This is a genomic window from Mycobacterium talmoniae (genome assembly GCF_001854525.1).
Classification (GTDB): Bacteria; Actinomycetota; Actinomycetes; order Mycobacteriales; family Mycobacteriaceae; genus Mycobacterium; species Mycobacterium talmoniae.
In genome coordinates this window covers 15005-33210 of sequence record NZ_MLQM01000016.1, presented here as the reverse complement: position 1 = coordinate 33210, position 18206 = coordinate 15005, and the positions used below count along the sequence as shown (strand labels likewise).

The following is an 18206-nucleotide window of genomic DNA, read 5'->3' as shown; positions in this document are numbered from 1 at the left end:
GCGACCTTCGGCGCTCACCGGGTCGACGGCATCCCAAACACGGTAAAAAGCGCCGGATCCAGGAAGACGGTGATCCCGGCGATCCCGCCGGCACCGGTGGTGAGGACGTGGATCGAATGGGCCCGCAGGACGTGGTCGCCGCCGCGACGGTATTCGGCGACGGCGGGTTGCCCGTTCGCGCCGGTCGGGACCATCACGATGTCGCCGGCCTTGGTGAAGGCCCGCTTGACCAGGAAGGCCATCACCGCGTCTCGACCGGTGAACCAGACCGGCACCGGCGGCATTTCGAGCTTGACCTCGGCTCGCAGCAGCGCGGTGAGGGCCGCGACGTCGGCGTTTTCGAAGGCCGCACAGTAACGGTCGAGCAATTCCCGGCGCTCGGCGTCGTCGGGCTCGTCCACGCTGTCTTCGGTGGCGGCGAGCTCGGCAAGATGCGCGCGGGCCCGCTGCAGGGCGCTGTTGACCGCGGCGGGTGTGGTTTCCAGGAGCTCGGCCACCTCGGCGGCGCTGAACTGCACGACGTCCCGCAGGATCAACACGGCGCGCTGACGGGCCGGAAGCTCCTGCAGGGCGGTCGCCACCGCCAGCCGGACGCTGTGCCGTGCGGTGACCGCTGATTCGGGTGTCAACGCGTCGGGCAGCGGCTCCAGCCAGTCATGGACGCCGGCATTTGCCTCCAGCGCCGTGTCCGGGTCGACCGAGCCGGCGCCCAGCCCCGCCGGCAACACCCGGCGGGCGCGGTTCTCCAGGGCGCGCAGACACGCCGTCGTCGCGATGCGGTACAACCACGTCCGCAGCGCGGCCCGCTCCTGGAACGCCTCATAGCCGCGCCAGCCGCGCAGGTAGGTCTCCTGGACCAGATCTTCGGCGTCATACACCGAACCCAGCATGCGGTAGCAGTGGGCAATCAGCTCGGCCCGAAACGGCGCCGCCCGCTCGATGAATTCCTGCTGTGCTGGCACGGTCGTTCTCCTTCGTCGGGCAGCGGGGACGGAAACCTACCTCAGTACAGAGACACCCCGCGGGCGAAATTCATCGGTGCGCACCGATGAATCGCGGTGGGCCGGCGGATCTGAAGTAGTGCGGCCGTCGCCGCGCCCGACGCTGCACCGGCACCGTCGGGCAGATCGAACAGGAGATCGTCATGGTGAGAATTATCGACAAAACGGTTCTGGTTACCGGGGGCAATCGCGGGATCGGGCGGGCGCTGGTCGAGGACGCGTTGCGCCGCGGCGCCCAGCGCGTCTACGTCGGTACCCGGGTGCCCATGACCCACCCGGATGGCCGCGTCACGCCGCTGCCCCTGGACGTGACCGACACCGCGCAGATTCAAGCGGCCGTCGACGCGGTCGAATGTCTCGATGTCCTGGTCAACAACGCCGGCCTGGCGCTCTACGACGACTTGAGCGACCGGTCTGCGCTGGAACGCCACCTGGCCGTCAACCTCTTTGGCCCCTACGCCATGATCCAGGCCTTCTTGCCGCTGCTGACTCGGTCGGGCGGGGCCATCGTCAACAACCTGTCGGTGAATGCCCTGGCCCCGCTGCCGCTGATTCCGGCCTACTCCATCTCGAAGGCGGCCGCGTTCAACCTGACGCAATCGCTGCGCACCCTGTTGGCCGAGCGGGGCGTGACGGTTCATGCGGTGCTGACCGGGCCGGTCGACACCGATATGACTCGAGGCCTCGACATCCCGAAAAGCTCCCCAGAATCCGTCGCGCAAGCCATCTTCGACGGGCTGGAGACGGACGAGGAAGACATTTTCCCCGATCCCCTGTCAGCGTCCATGGCTGAGAGCTGGCGCGGCGGCGCGGCGAAGGCACTCGAGCGCCAAAATGCGGCGCTCGCAGAGTCAGCGTAGGGATCGATCGGCGGCCGGTCCGCTCATCGCGACGAAGATGACGCCGGCTGCCGCAGCACTTCATGGATCTGGCGGAACCGAGCCCAACATAGACAAGAAGGAAGAAAGACATGAAGCACGTCATCGTCGTTACTGGCGCGACCGGCAACGTCGGTCGCCGCGTTGCGGAGCGCCTGCTAACCGCCGGGCTGGAAGTGCGCGTCATCGCGCGGACAGCCGAGAAACTCGCCCCGCTCGGCGCGCTCGGCGCCGATGTGCGGCCGGGCAGGCTGGGCGATCCGGCCTTCCTCACACAGGTCTTTGACGGGGCGACGGCCGCCTTCCTCCTGACTCCGGCGGACTTATCGACGCGAGATGTCAACGCCGAGCAGAAGAAGAACATCCAGAGCATGGTGACGGCGATCCGCGACTCCGGCTTACCCAATGCCGTTCTCCTGAGCAGCTGGGGAGCGGAGTTGCCAGATCCGGTCGGCGGCATTGTCGGGTGTCACCATTTCGAGCTATTGCTCAAAGAGATCCCGGCCCTCAACGTCGTTTGTCTACGGCCCGTGTGGTTCATGGAGAATTTCCTGTGGAACATCGGGCTGATCAAAATGGCTGGAATCAACGGTCTGGCCATCGAGCCACGGGTCCGTTTCCCGATGATCGCAACACGCGACATCGCAGCTGCTGCGGCGAACCATCTGCAACGACTCGACTTCCGCGGTCACAGCGTCCGGTACCTCAACGGACCCCGCGATTACACGATGACCGAGGTGACGCAGATCCTGGGTGGGGTGATCGGCAAACCGCAGCTGAGATATATCAATGTCCCCGAGCGCATCCTTCGCAAGGGCGTAGTCAACACTGGCGGCCTGTCACCCAACGCAGCCGACTTGCTGATTGAAACTAACCGCGGGATCAACTCGGGACGCATCACCGCCGAGCCGCGCTCCACGTCCAACACCACGCCCACGACGCTGGAGGAGTTCGCGAAGACAACCTTCGCTCCCGCGTTCGGGGCCGTTCCCGACCCGTCGTTGTCGCGCCGACTCGCAGGACGCCTGCTTCGCAGTGTTGTCGCCTTCGACCGCGCCAACTGTGGAGGACGGCACAACCCGCACCGGTCGTCCGCGGCACCGATGAATTACGGCGGCGCCACGTATCTGCATTAGTGACCGACCATGCCGACACCAGGAGTTAGCACCATGAACGAGACGACCAACGGTCTCGCCGGGACGACGGCGATCGTCACCGGCGCAAGCCGCGGATTCGGCCGGGGCATCGCCACGGCATTGACGGCCGCCGGTGCGCACGTCGTCGGCGTCGCCCGCAGCAGCGTGTATCTCGACGAGGTACGTGACGAGTTGGGTGGCACCTTCACCGCCGTGACCGCCGACGCCGCCGATCCGGCGACGGCCAGCCGGCTCATCGACGAGCACCGGCCGCGCACGCTGGTGCTGGCCGCCGGGGCCACCCCGCGGATGGGTTCGCTGCGGGAGCAGACCTGGGAGACCTTCAGCCAGAACTGGACTGTCGACGTCGCGCAGTCATTCCACTGGATCCGCCACGCGCTGCGGCGCCCGCTGGCGCCGGGCAGTGCGGTGATCGCGATCTCCAGCGGCGCCGCCCTCCACGGATCGCCACTGAGCGGCGGCTACGCGGGGGCAAAGGCCACCGTGCGGTTCATCGCCGGCTATGCCGCCCTCGAGTCGCGGCGGGCCGGGCTGGGGATCAGCTTCACGTCCGTGCTGCCGCAGTTGACGCCGGTCACCGAGCTGGGCGCGACGGCGGTGGCCGCCTATGCCGAGTGGGAAGGAGTTGACGTCGACACCTTCCTCACGGGTCGCGGTCCGGTGCTCACCGCCGAACGGCTCGGAAAGTGTGTCGTTGAACTGGCGAGCACGGCACACTCGGACCAGCACGCCTACCTGCTCAGCGCCGCCGGCCTTGCGCCGGTGGCCTGAATACCGAAATCGAAAGGCGGACAACCCCATGAAGACACCTCCGATCGTGTCGGCAGCGGACTGGGAGGCGGCGCTGCAGCGACTGCTCGTCAAAGAAAAGGAGCTGACCCGCGCCCGCGACGCGCTGGCCGCCCTGCGTCGACGGATGCCGTGGCTGGCCGTGGAAAAGGCCTACCAGTTCGACGGGCCCAACGGCCGGGTGAGCTTGGCGGACCTGTTTGACGGCCGCCGCCAGCTGATCGTCTACCGCGCCTTCTTCGAGCCCGGCGTGGACGGCTGGCCCGACCATGCCTGCCGCGGCTGCTCGATGATCGCCGACCACGTTGGCCACCTGGCGCACCTGAACGTCCGCGACACCACGTTGGTGTTCGCCTCGCCCGCGCCGCAGCCCGACATCGAGCGGCTGAAGACGCGGATGGCCTGGCGGATGCCGTGGTACACCATCACCGACGACTTCGACACCGACTTCGGCGTCGACCAGTGGCACGGCACGAACGCGTTCATCCGCGACGGCGACCGCGTGTATCGCACCTACTTCATCAACAACCGCGGCGACGAAGCGCTGGGGAACACCTGGAGCTACCTCGACATGACCGCCCTTGGCCGCCAAGAGAACTGGGAAGACTCACCGGAGGGCTACCCGCAGAGCCCGCCGTACGAGTGGTGGGACTGGCACGACGCATACGGCGAGCACGACCCGTCGCGGTGGTTTGGCGACCCCGACCCGAACGACGCTCATGACCCGCGGCCGCCGCGCGGGTAGGCGATTGAATCCGCTGCTGTGGAGGCCGGGTCAGGCGGCCACGCTGACCGCCGGGTCGTGGGTCACCGGGAAGTTCACTGAGTTGGCGATGAAGCACGCGCGGTGGGCATCCCCATGCAAGGCGAGCGCCTTGTCTACCATCTTCGCCGCGACAACCTGCACCTGCGGGCGCAGGACGGCCGCGGTGAAGTGCCCGCCCTCGGCGGTCTCGGTCATGGTGCCCACCGGGCGATCCACATAGGAGGTGACGACCACGCCATGGACTGCGCAAAGGTGGAGGTACCAGAGCAGATGGCATTGCGAGAGCGAGGCCAGCAGCAGCTGCTCGGGATTCCAGCGGGTCGGATCACCGCGGAAGGCGGGGTCGGCGGAGCCGAGGATCGTTGGGCGCCCCTCGCTGATGACCTCGTGCTCGCGTCCGTAAACGCGGTAATTGCTGGTCCCGGTCCCGCGGTCGCCGGTCCATCGGATCTCGACGGTGTAGGTGTGCTCGACAGACATCGGTGTAGTGGCCCCCTTCTGCGGCGGAACGAATTCAGTGTCCATCAACGCCGTGGTCGCCCTGGCGAAACAGTCACCAGACGAGCCGCGATCAGGTAGGCGACAGCCGTTGCTGCAGCAGGGGGAGTCCGGGCCCGTCGAGGTGGTGCAGCAGTGCGGTGCGGCCGCTGACGGCCATCATCAGGGCGGCCGCGGGACCGCGGACTTCCGCGCCCTTGCCCCACGACCGATCAATGTCGGTGCTGTGCAACAAGATACCCCGCAGCCGGCCCAGGGGCACGAAACCAACCGGCCACGGCCCGGTCAGGAAATCCAGCGCAAGCGTCGCCAGTTCGGGGTCGGGCTCGAACGGGAGGTTAAGGGGAATCCGGATGTCGCCGCCGTGGATCAAGATATCGGTGAAGGGCGCGAGTGGCCCGACCAACGGTGGGCTCAATGGGTAATCGGCGCGCTGACGCAATGTGGTAACGATGTCGGCCGCCGGCAGCTGCGCGCGACGCCGTGCGAGCTCGTCGATCGCGCGGGCCATGCTGGCGCGGCGCAGCGCCATCCTCATCGCGACCCAGACACCGTCGGTGAGGGAGCAGGCGAGATGCGCGGCCACGGTTTTGACGTCCCAGCCCGCGCACAGGCTGGGTGTCGCCAACTGCGCATCGTCCAACCCGTCGATCAGGGTGGCGATCTGGCGCCGCTCGTTCGCGACAGCGGCGAAGATACGCTCGCGGTCCACTCCCACGATTAAGACTCTAGGCCGAGTACATCCTTCGGCGTTCGCGACTGTGCGGTTTGATACGCCAAATCGCCGAAAAGCGTACGAAACCGCACAATCGGCGCAAAGCCTATTGGCCGACGGTGGCCAATGCCCGCTGCACGCCCTCGCGTTGTTCCTCGATGGTGCGTCCGATGTCCTGCAGCAGCAACGGTTTCCGCCGCACCAACTCCTCCAGGGCGCCGCGGTCGATGTGGGCCACCGCGGTTTCGGTCAGCGCGCGGGCGGTGGTCTTGACCGGCTCGCGGGTCAGCGTGGTTTGGCCCAGGCAGTCACCCACGCTCAAGGTGTGCACCGGGATCACCGCCCCGTCGTCGCTGGTGACCGCCAACTGCACCTGCCCCTCCACCAGGCAGGTCAACTGGTCGGGGACCTCGCCGGCGGACTGCAGGGTTTCGTCGACCCCGTACCGGGTGAGCCGGAGCTGCGGCCGCAGCTGCTCTTGGTCGTCGGCGCCCAGCCGCAGCGCCGGCGCGATGACCCGCAGCGCGGCCTCGATCCGCTCTGGGGTGGCGAAGTCGTCGTCGGCCTCGTCGAGGTGCAATCCGGCGCGACGCGCCGCGTACCACAGCCAGCGCAGGAACGCCGCGCGGGCGGCGCCGTCGTCGGCGGGGGAGCGCAGCGGGATCGTGGTGGTGTAGCCGGTGCCGCCGACCGCAACACTGTGCGGCGCCGCATCGCTGCGGCGTTGCGGCAGCGCGGCGGCCACCCGGGTCAACACGACGCACACCTGGTCCGGCGGGTCGCTCACCGCGAACACGGTGTCGACCGAAATCTCGTGTGCGCCTTTGGGGCGGCTCAGGTTCGTGAAGGACGCCGCCGACAGCACCGAGTTCGGCATGATCTGCAGGCCGCTGCCGGTGCGGACGTGGGTGGCCCGCCAGTTGACCTCCACCACCCGGCCGCGCGCCGACGGGGTGTCGATCCAGTCGCCGAGCTGGAACGGCTGCTCGAACAGCACGAACAACCCGGAGATGATCTGGCCGACCGAGTTCTGCAGCGTCAGCCCGAGCACGATCGAGGTGATGCCCAGCGCGGTGAACAGTCCGCCGACGTCGGCGCCCCAGACCCGGGACAGGATCACCGCCAGCCCGACGGCGATCAGCACGAATCGCGCGACATCGAGGAAGATCGACGGCATCCGGCGCCGCCAGCTGCCCTCCGGGGCGGCCTGGAACAGGGTGGCGTTGAATCCGGACAGCACCAGGATCAGTACCGCGAAACCGAACACGGTGGCGACGATGCGCACCGGGGTGGCCTCGGCGGACACCTGGTTGGCCTTGACCAGCAGCGCCAGCAGCGCACCCAGCGGCAGCAGGTAGCTGCGGATCATCCCCACCGGGCGGGCCAGCGCGCTGCCGCGCCGGGCCAGCGCCTGCTGCAACTCGGTGAACAGCACCAGACCCACCGGCAGCCCCACGGCCACCGCCAGGGCCCAGTAAAACCAGGGGGCGTCCAGGGGGTTGGTCACGGCTGGCCCTCGGCCAGGCGCCAGATCGTCTGCTCGACCCCGTCGACGGTGACGCTGCCGGCCGCGGTGAATGCGTGGCTGTCGCCGACGGCCTCGTAGACCCGGGCGGTGACGTAGATGCCGGGTTGCGGGGACTCGTTTTTGAGCTGGTAGGCGAAGTTGACCGCCGACCCCCACATGTCGTAGGCCAGGTTGGACCGGCCGATCAGCCCGCTGGTCACCGGCCCGGTGTCGATCCCGACCCGTAAGGTCAGCGCGTTGCCGGTCTCGCTGTTGAACCGCTCGACGATGCGTTGCAACTCGGCGGCGAAGTCCACCGCGCGCCGCGCGCTGTCCAGCCGCGGCACGCTGAGCCCACAGCTGGCCAGATACCAGTTGTGCATGGTTTGCACCGGCTCGATGCCGGTGCTCTCGGCGGCCGCATCGAACTGGCGGACCAGCTTGTTGACCACCGACAGCGACTCCTCGCAGGCCAGCCCGGCCGACAATTCGTCGAGATGGTCGGTCTCGGCGGCGATCACGGTGAGGTTCTGGTGCTCGATCGCGATGGATTCTTCGCCCTCGCGGTAGCGCTGCACGGCCGGCTCCGGCATCACCGACAACAACAGCCGGTCGTTTTCCCGGCGCTGCTCGTTGATCAGCTCCTGCTTGAGGGTGAGGTTGCGGCCCATGTCGTTGAACGCCACGGTCAGATCCCCCAACTCGTCGCGGGACAGCACCGGCAGCCGGACGTCGTAGTCGCCGGCGCTGATCTGGTGCGCCCCGGCCATCAGCTGGCGCACCGGTCGGACGAAGATCCGGGCCAGCAGCATGGCGGCCACGCACACCAGGAAGATGATCACCGCCGTGGAGACCACCAGGGTCTGGGTGAACGCGGCCACCGGCGCGAACGCCTCGGCGGAGTTGATCTTGGCCACGATGTTCCACCGCAGCCCGGTCAGCTCCAGCGGGGCATAGGCCTGCAGGGTCCGGCGGCCGAGATAATCCCGGGTGATCACGGTGCCGCGCTGGCCTTGGGCCGCCAGCCGGGTGGACTCGGTGGCCACCGGTTGCACCAGGGTGGTGCCGTGTTGCCGGATGGCTTTGGCGGCGACGTCCGGCGGGGTGCCGGCCCGCACCACGTCGCGCCGGTAGGCCTCGGGGTCCTCCAGGAACAGCCGCGAATCCGACCGCATCAGGTTGTCCGGACCGACCAGAAACGTTTCCCCGGTCTTGCCCATGCCGGCGGCTTGCCAGTCCCGGTCGACGGTCATCAGCCGGTTGATCTTGCCGATCGGGAACTCCAGCGCCAGCACCCCCACCCGACGGTCCGGCCCGTCGATGGGCACCGATAGCCACGCGGTGGGTTGCCCGACCGGCTCGTACTCGGCGAAGTCGGTGACCCCGACGTAGTCGACGGCGCGGGCGTTCATCGTGGTTCGGTACGCCTCGGCGAGATTGCTGTCCCGGTAGGGGCCGGAAAAGATGTTGGTGCCCAGGTCGACGTTTTTGTAGGCGGAGTAGACGACGTTGCCCCGGGTGTCCAGCAGCAGCGCGTCCTCGAAACTGGAGCGGCTCACGATGGTCCGGAAAAAGTCGTTGTAACGGGCGTTGGCGGCCGTCCAGGCGCTGCCGTCGCCGGCGTCATCGACCTTGATCGCCGCCGCGCGGTCGGTGAACGGGGCGGTGTAGTGGGCTTGCAGATACTTTTGCGCATTGGTGTTGGGCAGCAGCGAGTTGATCTGCACCTTGGTGCCGGTTTCGGCTTCCTCGCGTTTGCCCAGGTGGTTTTGGTAGAAGCTGCGCAGCGCCTGGTCTTGGGCCGGGTCGACGGGCGCGTCCGCCAGCTGATCGAGCCCGGCGGCAAACGCCCCGATCGCGTTCGCGCAGGTGGTGTCGTGGGTGTAGATGATCAGGGTGTCCTTGAGGTCCTTGAGCTGGGCCTGCAGCTGGCGCGCCTGGGCGGCGCGGATCTGGGTCAACCGGTCCAGCGCGGCCGCCTCCAACGATTGGCGCCCGGATCGGAAACCGATGACACCGACCACCGCGGCCGACAGCACACTGGTGGCCAGCAGCATCAACAGCAGCTTGGACTGGATGCTGATGCCGCGGCGCCGCTGACGTCGGCGCCGCAGTTTGCGGGCGAGGCTGGTCTCGGGTGCGTCGCGGCCTGCGGAGGTGGCGGTCATCAGGTCCTTCACGATCGGCGAGCGCGGCATCCGTTTCGACAGTAGTGCCAACCGGCGGGGCGCCCCCGCGTTACCGGTGAATCGAGGTCACGCCCGCACCCGGATGTGCGACGGTAAACGTCATGGCCGACCCGTATGACCTGTGGCGCTTCGTCGACGCGCAGGACCGCGTGTACGCCGGCGTGCTGGCCGAGTTGCGCGCCGGCCGCAAGCGCACCCACTGGATCTGGTTCGTCTTCCCGCAGCTGCGCGGGCTGGGTAGCAGCGCGATGGCCGACCGCTACGGCATCGGGTCGCTGGCCGAAGCTCGGGCCTACCTGAGCCATGACGTGCTGGGGCCGCGGCTGCATGAGTGCGCCCGGCTGGTCAACGGGGTGTCCGGCCGGTCGATCGAGGACATCTTCGGCTGGCCCGACAACCTCAAGGTCCGCTCGTCGATGACGTTGTTCGCCCGCGCCGGCGCCGACAACGCCGATTTCGTCACGCTGCTGGACCGCTATTACGGCGGGCAGCAGGATCCGGAGACGCTGGCCCGGCTGGCCGAATAGCCCCCGCTCACACCGGGCGCAGGATCCGCCAGCCGTGCGGTTCGACCGTCAGCTCGGTGACCACCTGCTGCGGCGGCGCGCCGCTGCCGGCCAGCACCTCCGCCCGCGCGGTGCCCAGGTCAGCCAACGCCACGTGCAGCGGGGCATCGTCGACGTTGAGGGCCACGATCAGCGCCTGGTCGCCGTGGCGGCTCCGGTAGATGTAGCGCCGGTTGTCCAGCCGCAGCGCCGTGGTGGACGCCTCGTAGAGCCACGGGTGCCGCCGCCGCAGCCCTATCAGGTACTGGTGCAGCGCCCGGATCTCCGCGTCCCGCCCGGCTAATTGGGCTGGGGGAGAGCCGAACTCGGGGCGCACCGCGTCGTCGCCGCCGGCCCGCTCCTCTTTGACGCCGCGATAGCCGAACTCGTCGCCGGCGTACAGGCTGGGGATGCCGCCGATGGTCATCAGGATCACTAGGGCCTGGGCCATGTGCTCGGGGTGCTCGAGCCGGCTGGCGATCCGGGTGACGTCATGGTTGCCGATGAAGGTCAGCGGCGCGAAGCTGGCCAGAAAGGCGTTGTGGCGCTGCATCGCCCAGTCCAGCTCGAAGAAGTTGGCGTCGTTGAGGCTGCTCCAGATCGCCTTCCACAGCTCGTACTGGGTGGCGGAGTCGAAGCCGGCGTCGCGCACCGTCGCGGCGTAGTCGCCGTGGATCAGTTCGCCGACGAACCAGGCATCCGGGTGCCGGTCCCGGACCCGCGGCAGCACCGTAGCCCAGAACGGTTGCGGCACGGCGTAAGCCGCGTCGAGTCGCCAGCCGTCGGCGCCGCGGCCCAGCCAATGGGTCATCACGTCGACGGTGTAGTCCACCACATCGGGATTGTCGTGGTTGAGGGTGATCAGCTCGGGGTGGCCCTCGAAGGTGTGGAAGGTGCCGCGATCTCGGCGAAACCAGCGGGCCGCCGTGTCGTTGTGCAGCGCGCGCCGATACCGGGGGAAGTCGAGCCCGACGTGGTTGAACACGCCGTCCAGCAGCACCCGCAGGCCGCGCCGGTGGGCCTGCTCGATGAGGTGGTCGAAGTCGGCGTCGTCGCCCAGCCGCGCGTCGATGCGGTAGTGGTCGGTGGTGTCGTAGCCGTGCGTGCGCGCGGCGAACACCGGCCCCAGCGCCACCCCCGAGGCGCCCAGTTCGACGGCGTGGTCGAACCAGTCGGCGACCCGGCGCAGCCGGTGCTCGTCCGGCTGCGGTGGCGTCTGCGCGGGAAACGCGCCGACAAAGCCCAGCGGATAGACCTGCCACCAGATGGCGTGCCGGGTCCAGGCCGGCGGCGTCACGGCTGGTACGCGGCCTGGTACAGGGCCTTGATCTCGTCTTCGAGCTGCGGCGCGGGACCGTCGACGACCGCCTTGGGGGCCACGGTGGTGATCGGCAGCGGCGACACCGGCGGTCGCGGGGCGCCCCACTCGGCGAGCCATTGACCCAGCTGCGCGGCCGACGTCGCGTACACGATGCGGCCCAAACCGACCCAGGCGTGCGCGGCCGCGCACATCGGGCAGTGCTCGCAGGAGGTGTAGACAGTGGCGCGGATGCGGCGCACCGGCGCCAGGTTCGCCGCCGCCCAGCGGGCGATGGCGAACTCCGGATGTTGGGTGGGGTCCCCGTCGCCGGAGCGGTTGTAGTCCTCGAACAGGATGGCGCCGTCGGCGCCGACCAACATCGAACCGAACGGTGCATGCCCCTCGTCGAGCGCGGCGCGGGCTAACTCGACGCAGCGGCCCAAGCGGTCCAGGTCGGTGTCGCTAACTGCCACGAATCCGCAGTCTACGTCGGCCCACCCAGTGCGCGAGCGTGCGTGTCCCCGGCCGACACGCCGAGCTAAAACCCGGGTTTGCGCACGCTCGCCAGTGACGGGCCCGAAAAGCGGGGAAGGGGTGTGTCAGTGGCTGACACACCCCTTCCCGATGAGTAGCGAGGGTTACCCGACGAGGTCGGCCAGGGTCTCGGCGGCGGTGATCGCCTGCGCCACCCCGGCGACGATGGAGGCCGCCTTGAGCGCCTCGAAAATCGTCTCCCGGTCGACGCCGGCCTCGCGCAGCGTGTGCTCATGGGCGGCCACGCAATGCCCGCATCCGTTGATCGACGACACGGCGAACGACCACAGCTCGAAGTTCGCCTTGTCCACGCCGGGGTTGCCGATGATGTTCATCCGCAGCCCGGGACGCAGGTCGTCGTAGGCGCCGTCGAGAAACCCTCGACCACGGTAGAACACGTTGTTCATCCCCATGATCGAGGCGGCGCCCAGTGCCGCCTGGTAGGCCTCGGCGGAGAGCGTGTCGGCAGCCTCGGCGCCGATCTCGGCCAGCACCTTGGCATTTCGCGTCGCCGCCGCACTGGCCAGCAGGGTGCCCCAGAGCTGTTCCTCGTTCAACGCCGTGGTTCGGGTGATCGAACCCAGGTTGAGTTTGAGGTCCTTGGCGTATTCGGGCAGTGCCTCTTTGAGGTTGTCGACACCCATCACGGCCTCCTTAGGCAGATGCTTTGAGCAGCTCGCCGGCGTCGAGCGTCGGGTCGCCCTTCTTCCAGTTGCACGCGCACAGCTCGTCGGACTGCAGCGCGTCGAGCACCCGCAGCACCTCGTCGACGTTGCGGCCCACCGAGCCGGCGGTCACCGACACGAACTGGATCTCGTTGTTGGGGTCGACGATGAAGGTCGCGCGGTCGGCGACACCGTCGGCGTTGAGCACGCCCGCCGCCTCGGCCAGCTCCCGCTTGAGGTCCGACAGCATCGGGAACGGCAGCTTCTTGAGGTCCTCGTGCTGCGCGCGCCACTGGAAGTGCACGAACTCGTTGTCGATGGAGGCGCCCAGCACCTGCGCGTCACGGTCGGCGAACTCGTCGTTCAGCTTGCCGAACGCGGCGATCTCGGTCGGGCACACGAAGGTGAAGTCTTTGGGCCAGAAGAAGATCACCCGCCACTTGCCGGGGTGGTCGTCGCTGGAGATCGTGGTGAAGTAGTCCTCGGGCTGCTTCGCGTCGACCTTCGACAGGTCGCCCGCGATGAGGGCGGTGAGCCGGTAGGCGGGGAACTGATCACCGATGGTCAGCAGTGCCATGTCACTCCTTCGTCGTTGAAATCATCGTGGAAATCTCTGCGCGTCCTCGCGCGCACCTTCCATTCTGGACCGAGTCCAGTCTAAACGAAAGGTGATATTTCCCACTATACTCATCGGCATGACCGATAAGAGTTATCAGCCCACGATCGCCGGATTACGGGCCTTCGTGGCGGTGGCCGAAAAACATCACTTCAGCGGTGCCGCAACCAGTCTCGGCGTCAGCCAGTCAACGCTGTCGCAGGCGCTGTCGGCGCTGGAATCGGGCCTGGGCGTCCAGCTGGTCGAGCGGTCCACCCGGCGTGTCTTCTTGACAACGGAGGGTAGGCAGCTGCTGCCGCGCGCGCAAGCCGTGATCGAGGCGGTGACCGCGTTCACCGCGGCCGCCGCGGGCTCCGCCGATCCGTTGCAGGGCAGCATGCGGTTGGGTCTGATCCCCACGGTGGCGCCCTACGCGCTGCCCGCCGTGCTGGCCGGGTTGGCGGACCGGCTGCCCGGGTTGACGCTGCGGGTGATCGAGGATCAGACCGAGCGGCTGCTGACCGCGCTGCGCGAGGGCGCGGTGGATGCCGCGTTGATCGCATTGCCGGCCGACACCACCGGGGTCACCGAGATCGCGATCTACGATGAGGATTTCGTGTTGGCGCTGCCCCCCGGTCACCCGCTGACCGGCAAGAAGCGGGTGCCGCCGACCGAGTTGGCGCAGCTGCCGCTGCTGCTGCTCGACGAAGGCCACTGCCTGCGCGATCAGGCGCTCGACGTGTGCCGGATGGCCGGGGTGCGTGCCGAGTTGGCCAACACCCGGGCGGCCTCGCTGGCCACCGCCGTGCAATGTGTGACCGGGGGGCTCGGGGTCACCTTGATCCCGCAGACCGCGGTGTCGGTGGAGGCCGAGCGCACCCGGCTGGGCCTGGCGCAGTTCGCCACGCCCCGCCCGGGCCGGCGCATTGGGCTGGTGTTTCGGTCCTCCAGCGGCCGCGACGAACCGTACCGACGGCTGGCCGGGATCATCGGCGAGTTGATCAGTGCCGACCAGCAGGTGCGCCTGGTGCGGTAGCACCGCGTTTAAACTCCCGCCATGGAGCTGGGCCGGCGCGAGTTCCTCACCCTCGGCGGTGCGGCGGTGTTGGGCGGGCTGGCCGGCGCGACGGCCGCGTGCCAGCGGGCGCCGGCCGGCAACGCCGACTACACGCTGCGGATCGGGACCGGTCTGGTGGACCTCGGCGCGGATCGGATCGTCTCGACGACGCTGTACAACGGCCAGTTCCCCGGCCCGCTGCTGCGGTTCACCGAGGGCACACCGGTGATCGTCGACGTGCACAACGACACCGACACCCCCGAACAGGTGCACTGGCACGGCCAAACCCTGCCCGTCGATGTGGACGGCTCGGCCGAGGAGGGCACCCCGTTCATTCCCGCCCACGGCATGCGGCGGCTGCGGTTCGTGCCGGGGCCGGCCGGGCTGCGCTTCTACCACACCCACCTGGTCGCCGGGGCCGACCTGAGTTTGGGGGCGTACTCCGGTCAGGCCGGGCCCGTCTACATCGAACCCAAGCGGCACCCGGGCGCCTACGACCAGGAGGTGTTCTTAACCCTCAAGGAATTCGCCCCCACCCTCAACCGCTCCGGCGATATGGGCACCGATTACCTGGCCGGTCCGCAAGACCCGCGGCTGCGTGACACCGGCGAGGCGGCGCTGGCCCACGCCCGGGCGCGCGGCCTGCCGCTGGGATTTGATCTCGATTACGGCGTGGGCGCCGTCAATGGGCGCGCGCTGGGGCACGGCGACCCGATCCGGGTCAAACCCGGTGATCGGGTGCTGCTGCAGGTGCTCAACGCCAGCGCCACCGAAACCCGCAGCCTGGCGCTGCCCGGGCACACCTTCACCGTCGTCGCCCTGGACGGCAACCCGGTGCCGAAACCCGCGCCGGTGCCGGTGCTGTGGCTCGGCGCCGCCGAACGCGTCACCGCGCTGGTCGAGATGACCACCCCCGGCGTGTGGGTGCTGGGCGACACCGACGATGAGGACCGAGCCAACGGCATGGGCATCGTCGTCGAATACGCCGGCGCCACCGGCCCGCCGCAGTGGGCGCCGCCGCCGCCATTCCGCTGGGACTACCGGCTTTTCGCGCCATCGGCAACCACCCCATCGCCGCCCGATCAGGTGATCGACATGCTGTTCGAGCGGCAGGACGCCGCCGACCACGGCTTCGACGTGTGGACGATCAACGGCCAGCGCTTCGCGATGCAGTCCGGGCGGCCCCGGTTCGCCGTCGACCACGGCAAGCGCTACCGGCTGCGCCTACGCAACGCCAGCGACAGCAACCACCCGATCCACCTGCACCGGCACACCTTCGAGATCACCCACATCGCCGGCACTCCCACCGCCGGCGTCCGCAAGGACGTCGTGATGCTGGGCAGCTACCAGACCGCCGAGATCGACTTCACCGCCGACCAACCCGGCAAGTCACTGTTTCACTGCCACAAACAATCCCACATGGACTTCGGGTTCATGGCACTGATCGACTGCAGCTGACCGGTATCAGATCAGATCGGCGATCAGCGGACCGAGGTTGTAGGTCACCACGACGGCGAAGGCGCCGAAGGCTAACTGCCGCAACGCCGCCCACCACACCGGTTTGCCGGTGAATCGGGCGGCCAGCGCACCGGCGATCAGCTGGCCGACGCCGGCGCACACCAGCCCCACCCACAGCAGGTCAAAACCGAGGATGTAGGGAATCAACGGGATGACGGCGCCGACGGCGAACGTCGCAAACGAGGACACCGCGGCCAGCCGGGCCGACGGCTTCTCCCGCGGGTCGACACCGATCTCCAACGCCATGTGGAAGTTGACCGCGCTGTCCTCGTCGCGGTGGATCTCCTCGCTGGCCTGGTGCGCAGTCTGTTCGGACACGCCGATGGCGACCAGCATGTCGACCAACTCGGCCCGCTCGGCGTCGGGATGCGAGTGGAAAGCGCGGCGCTCGACGGCCACCTCCGCGTCGATTTGTTCGTTGGCCGTGGTCACCGACGCGTACTCACCCAGCGCCATGGAGAACGCCCCGGCCAGCAGGCCGGCGACACCGCTGACTTCGACGGCGTCGGCGCTGGCGGTGGCGGCCACCGCGGCGATCAGCGCGGTGTTGCTGACCAATCCGTCCATCGCGCCGAACGTCGCCGCCCGCAGCCAGCCGCCGCTGACGTCGGTGTGCACATGATCGAAGTCGTGGGGGAGTCGACCTAACGGACGACCGGCAGCTGCGTCGGACATGGCGACATTCAAGCACCGCGAGCCCTCCGATTAGGCTGCACCCGTGACGCTGCAGATCGACGACACCAACCGGGTGCGCACCCTGACCCTGAACCGGCCCGAGGCGCTCAACGCGTTCAACGAGGCCCTCTATGACGCCACTGCCGAGGCGCTGCTGGCCGCCGCCGACGATCCCGAGGTCGCGGTGGTGCTGCTCACCGGCGCCGGGCGGGCGTTCAGCGCCGGCACCGACCTGGCCGAAATGCAGGCCATGGTGACCGATCCGGATTTCACCCCCGGCCGGCACGGATTTCGGGGCCTGATCGAGGTGCTCAGCGGGTTCCCCAAGCCGCTGATCTGTGCGGTGAACGGCGTCGGCGTCGGGATCGGCACCACCATCCTCGGCTATGCCGACCTGGCCTTCATGTCGTCGACCGCGCGGCTCAAATGCCCGTTCACCAGCCTGGGGGTGGCACCCGAAGCGGCCTCGTCCTATCTACTGCCGCAACTGGTGGGCCGGCAAAACGCGGCCTGGCTGTTGATGTCCTCGGAATGGGTGGACGCCGACGAGGCGCTGCGGATGGGGCTGGTGTGGAAGGTTTGCGCGCCCGAGGACCTGCTGGCCGACGCGCGCCGGCACGCCGAGGTCCTGGCCTCCCGGCCCATTTCCAGCCTGATGGCGGTCAAGCACACCATGGTGGAGCCGACCCGCGGCGAGATCGCCGCCGCCAGCGCGCGGGAAAACGCCCACTTCGCCGAGCTGTTGGGCGGCCAAGCCAACGCCGCGGCGTTGGCCGATTTCACCGGCCGAGGTAGCTGAACTGCGCGACGCTGCGCTCGTCGTCCACCGAAACGCAGTCGCTGTCCAGGCAATTGGGCGCCGTTTTCGACTCGGCGGCGATGATCGCCCGCAGGGTGCGTCGGCACCGGCCGCAATCGGCGCCGGCACCGCATTCGGCGGCGATCTGCTTGGAGGTGCAGGCCCCGCGGGCCACCGCGTCGCAGATGGTTTGGCTGGTGGCTCCCACGCACAGGCACACGTACATCAGCGGGCCACCTCCGTGCTCATGACGTGGGCCAGCTTTCCGACGAACAGGCTCGGGTACGCGCCGATCCCGGCTCCGGACATCCACTCCGCGGCCGCGTCGGGATGATCGATCCAGCGCTGAGCGCTGGCGAGGCTGTCGATCTCCAACAGGGTCATCACTTCCTGCCCGTCGTCGAGGGCCCGATAGAGCCAGACTTTGCGTACCCCGGCGTCGCGGAACCGATCCAGCCCGCCGTGGACCTTGACCATCAGCTCGGCGACGTCGTCGACGGTCGAGACCGCGCCGACGATCACCCCGGCCGGGACGGTGTCGGTCGCCGATGCCGTCAGATCGATCTTTTCCAGCACCTCGCCGGCGAATATCGCGGGCAGGTCGCTGACGCCAATGAGGTCAAACCATTCAAATACCGCGGGGGACCGCAACAATTCCTGCACCGATTCGCGATGGCGAATTCCCATTGTCACCAGAACTCGACCCGGTTCCCAGATCGAGTGGTACATCACCACATGGTGGGCGCCCAGCGCGACCAGCGGCGAGCGGCCCTCTTTGATCAATGACCACATTCGGTCGACGTCATTAATGCGGTAGTCCGCCGCCAGCACCAGCGAATGCAATTCGGGGCCGTTTTCCACGCGCCCGCAGCCGGGTGCGCCAGCACCGTTGGGGGATCGCACAGGCCTCATGTTAGCCGAGTCTAACCTAAGTCGACTTAGTGGAGTCTAACCTAACACCGACACGCCCGTGAGCAGCGAAGATGTCATCCGGCGCCGCAGCGGGGTCGCCGCGGGC

At 68.4% G+C, this 18206-nt stretch carries 19 protein-coding genes and 1 pseudogene; 8 read left to right on the top strand and 12 right to left on the bottom strand.

Annotated features, from left to right (window positions below; translation table 11 throughout):
* Positions 1 to 14: 14 nt before the first annotated feature.
* Positions 15 to 971 (bottom strand): annotated as a pseudogene (locus tag BKN37_RS05520) (sigma-70 family RNA polymerase sigma factor); the annotation flags it as partial.
* A 173-nt stretch (positions 972 to 1144) separates the two neighbouring features.
* Here BKN37_RS05520 and BKN37_RS05515 point away from each other — a divergent pair.
* The 4 genes from BKN37_RS05515 (at position 1145) to BKN37_RS05500 (ending at position 4570) form a co-directional block, all read left to right on the top strand.
* Positions 1145 to 1861 (top strand): SDR family NAD(P)-dependent oxidoreductase, encoded by a 717-nt coding sequence (locus tag BKN37_RS05515; RefSeq protein WP_242657093.1) that lies wholly within the window; start codon positions 1145 to 1147, stop codon positions 1859 to 1861.
* 110 nt (positions 1862 to 1971) lie between these two features.
* A complete protein-coding gene (locus BKN37_RS05510) occupies positions 1972 to 3015 on the top strand; it encodes an NmrA family NAD(P)-binding protein (protein WP_071022884.1) in 1044 nt (347 codons plus the stop codon).
* A gap of 33 nt (positions 3016 to 3048) precedes the next feature.
* Positions 3049 to 3807: an SDR family oxidoreductase gene (locus tag BKN37_RS05505; protein ID WP_071022882.1), complete on the top strand. Its 759-nt coding sequence runs from the start codon at positions 3049 to 3051 to the stop codon at positions 3805 to 3807.
* Between the two features lie 28 nt (positions 3808 to 3835).
* Positions 3836 to 4570 carry a DUF899 domain-containing protein gene (locus tag BKN37_RS05500; protein ID WP_071022880.1) on the top strand — a complete coding sequence of 245 codons (735 nt, stop codon included), beginning with the start codon at positions 3836 to 3838 and terminating at the stop codon, positions 4568 to 4570.
* Between the two features lie 30 nt (positions 4571 to 4600).
* Here BKN37_RS05500 and BKN37_RS05495 read toward each other — a convergent pair whose 3' ends face one another.
* From BKN37_RS05495 to BKN37_RS05480, 4 genes are all read right to left on the bottom strand, one after another.
* Entirely contained in the window at positions 4601 to 5116 is a 516-nt protein-coding gene (locus BKN37_RS05495) for an OsmC family protein (protein WP_423212761.1), read from the bottom strand.
* Between the two features lie 46 nt (positions 5117 to 5162).
* A complete protein-coding gene (locus tag BKN37_RS05490; protein WP_071022875.1) occupies positions 5163 to 5801 on the bottom strand; it encodes a maleylpyruvate isomerase family mycothiol-dependent enzyme in 639 nt (212 codons plus the stop codon).
* Positions 5802 to 5910: 109 nt separating this feature from the next.
* Positions 5911 to 7311 carry a mechanosensitive ion channel domain-containing protein gene (locus tag BKN37_RS05485; protein WP_071022872.1) on the bottom strand — a complete coding sequence of 467 codons (1401 nt, stop codon included), beginning with the start codon at positions 7309 to 7311 and terminating at the stop codon, positions 5911 to 5913.
* Positions 7308 to 9479 carry an adenylate/guanylate cyclase domain-containing protein gene (locus BKN37_RS05480; protein ID WP_071022931.1) on the bottom strand — a complete coding sequence of 724 codons (2172 nt, stop codon included), beginning with the start codon at positions 9477 to 9479 and terminating at the stop codon, positions 7308 to 7310. Before BKN37_RS05480 ends, BKN37_RS05485 begins: the two co-directional genes overlap by 4 nt.
* Positions 9480 to 9601: 122 nt before the next feature.
* On the opposite strand from BKN37_RS05480, the gene BKN37_RS05475 reads away from it, so the two are divergent.
* Positions 9602 to 10027 carry a DUF1810 domain-containing protein gene (locus BKN37_RS05475; RefSeq protein ID WP_071022869.1) on the top strand — a complete coding sequence of 142 codons (426 nt, stop codon included), beginning with the start codon at positions 9602 to 9604 and terminating at the stop codon, positions 10025 to 10027.
* A gap of 7 nt (positions 10028 to 10034) precedes the next feature.
* Here BKN37_RS05475 and BKN37_RS05470 read toward each other — a convergent pair whose 3' ends face one another.
* The 4 genes from BKN37_RS05470 to BKN37_RS05455 form a co-directional block, all read right to left on the bottom strand.
* Positions 10035 to 11342: an alpha-amylase family protein gene (locus tag BKN37_RS05470; protein WP_071022866.1), complete on the bottom strand. Its 1308-nt coding sequence runs from the start codon at positions 11340 to 11342 to the stop codon at positions 10035 to 10037.
* Entirely contained in the window at positions 11339 to 11818 is a 480-nt protein-coding gene (locus BKN37_RS05465; RefSeq protein ID WP_071022862.1) for a nucleoside deaminase, read from the bottom strand. The genes BKN37_RS05470 and BKN37_RS05465 overlap by 4 nt, the downstream gene beginning before the upstream one ends.
* Positions 11819 to 11983: 165 nt before the next feature.
* Positions 11984 to 12523, bottom strand: coding sequence for an alkyl hydroperoxide reductase (locus BKN37_RS05460; RefSeq protein WP_071022859.1), 540 nt, complete (start codon positions 12521 to 12523; stop codon positions 11984 to 11986).
* 10 nt (positions 12524 to 12533) lie between these two features.
* The gene (locus BKN37_RS05455; RefSeq protein ID WP_071022856.1) at positions 12534 to 13121 is read right to left on the bottom strand and encodes a peroxiredoxin; all 588 of its coding nucleotides are present in this window, start codon (positions 13119 to 13121) and stop codon (positions 12534 to 12536) included.
* Between the two features lie 118 nt (positions 13122 to 13239).
* On the opposite strand from BKN37_RS05455, the gene BKN37_RS05450 reads away from it, so the two are divergent.
* Positions 13240 to 14175 (top strand): hydrogen peroxide-inducible genes activator, encoded by a 936-nt coding sequence (locus tag BKN37_RS05450; RefSeq protein ID WP_071022851.1) that lies wholly within the window; start codon positions 13240 to 13242, stop codon positions 14173 to 14175.
* Between the two features lie 21 nt (positions 14176 to 14196).
* Positions 14197 to 15654: a multicopper oxidase family protein gene (locus tag BKN37_RS05445; RefSeq protein WP_071022848.1), complete on the top strand. Its 1458-nt coding sequence runs from the start codon at positions 14197 to 14199 to the stop codon at positions 15652 to 15654.
* Between the two features lie 6 nt (positions 15655 to 15660).
* Here the strand turns inward: BKN37_RS05445 and BKN37_RS05440 are convergent, their stop codons facing one another.
* Positions 15661 to 16389, bottom strand: coding sequence for a VIT1/CCC1 transporter family protein (locus BKN37_RS05440; RefSeq protein WP_071022845.1), 729 nt, complete (start codon positions 16387 to 16389; stop codon positions 15661 to 15663).
* A gap of 43 nt (positions 16390 to 16432) precedes the next feature.
* Between BKN37_RS05440 and BKN37_RS05435 the strand changes: the two genes are divergently transcribed.
* Entirely contained in the window at positions 16433 to 17188 is a 756-nt protein-coding gene (locus BKN37_RS05435) for an enoyl-CoA hydratase/isomerase family protein (protein ID WP_071022842.1), read from the top strand.
* On the opposite strand, the gene BKN37_RS05430 is transcribed toward BKN37_RS05435, so the two are convergent.
* Complete coding sequence (locus BKN37_RS05430) at positions 17169 to 17414, bottom strand: (2Fe-2S)-binding protein (protein WP_071022839.1); 246 nt, start codon at positions 17412 to 17414, stop codon at positions 17169 to 17171. The genes BKN37_RS05435 and BKN37_RS05430 overlap by 20 nt on opposite strands.
* Complete coding sequence (locus tag BKN37_RS05425) at positions 17414 to 18100, bottom strand: fatty-acid--CoA ligase (RefSeq protein WP_423212760.1); 687 nt, start codon at positions 18098 to 18100, stop codon at positions 17414 to 17416. Before BKN37_RS05425 ends, BKN37_RS05430 begins: the two co-directional genes overlap by 1 nt.
* Positions 18101 to 18206: the final 106 nt, after the last annotated feature.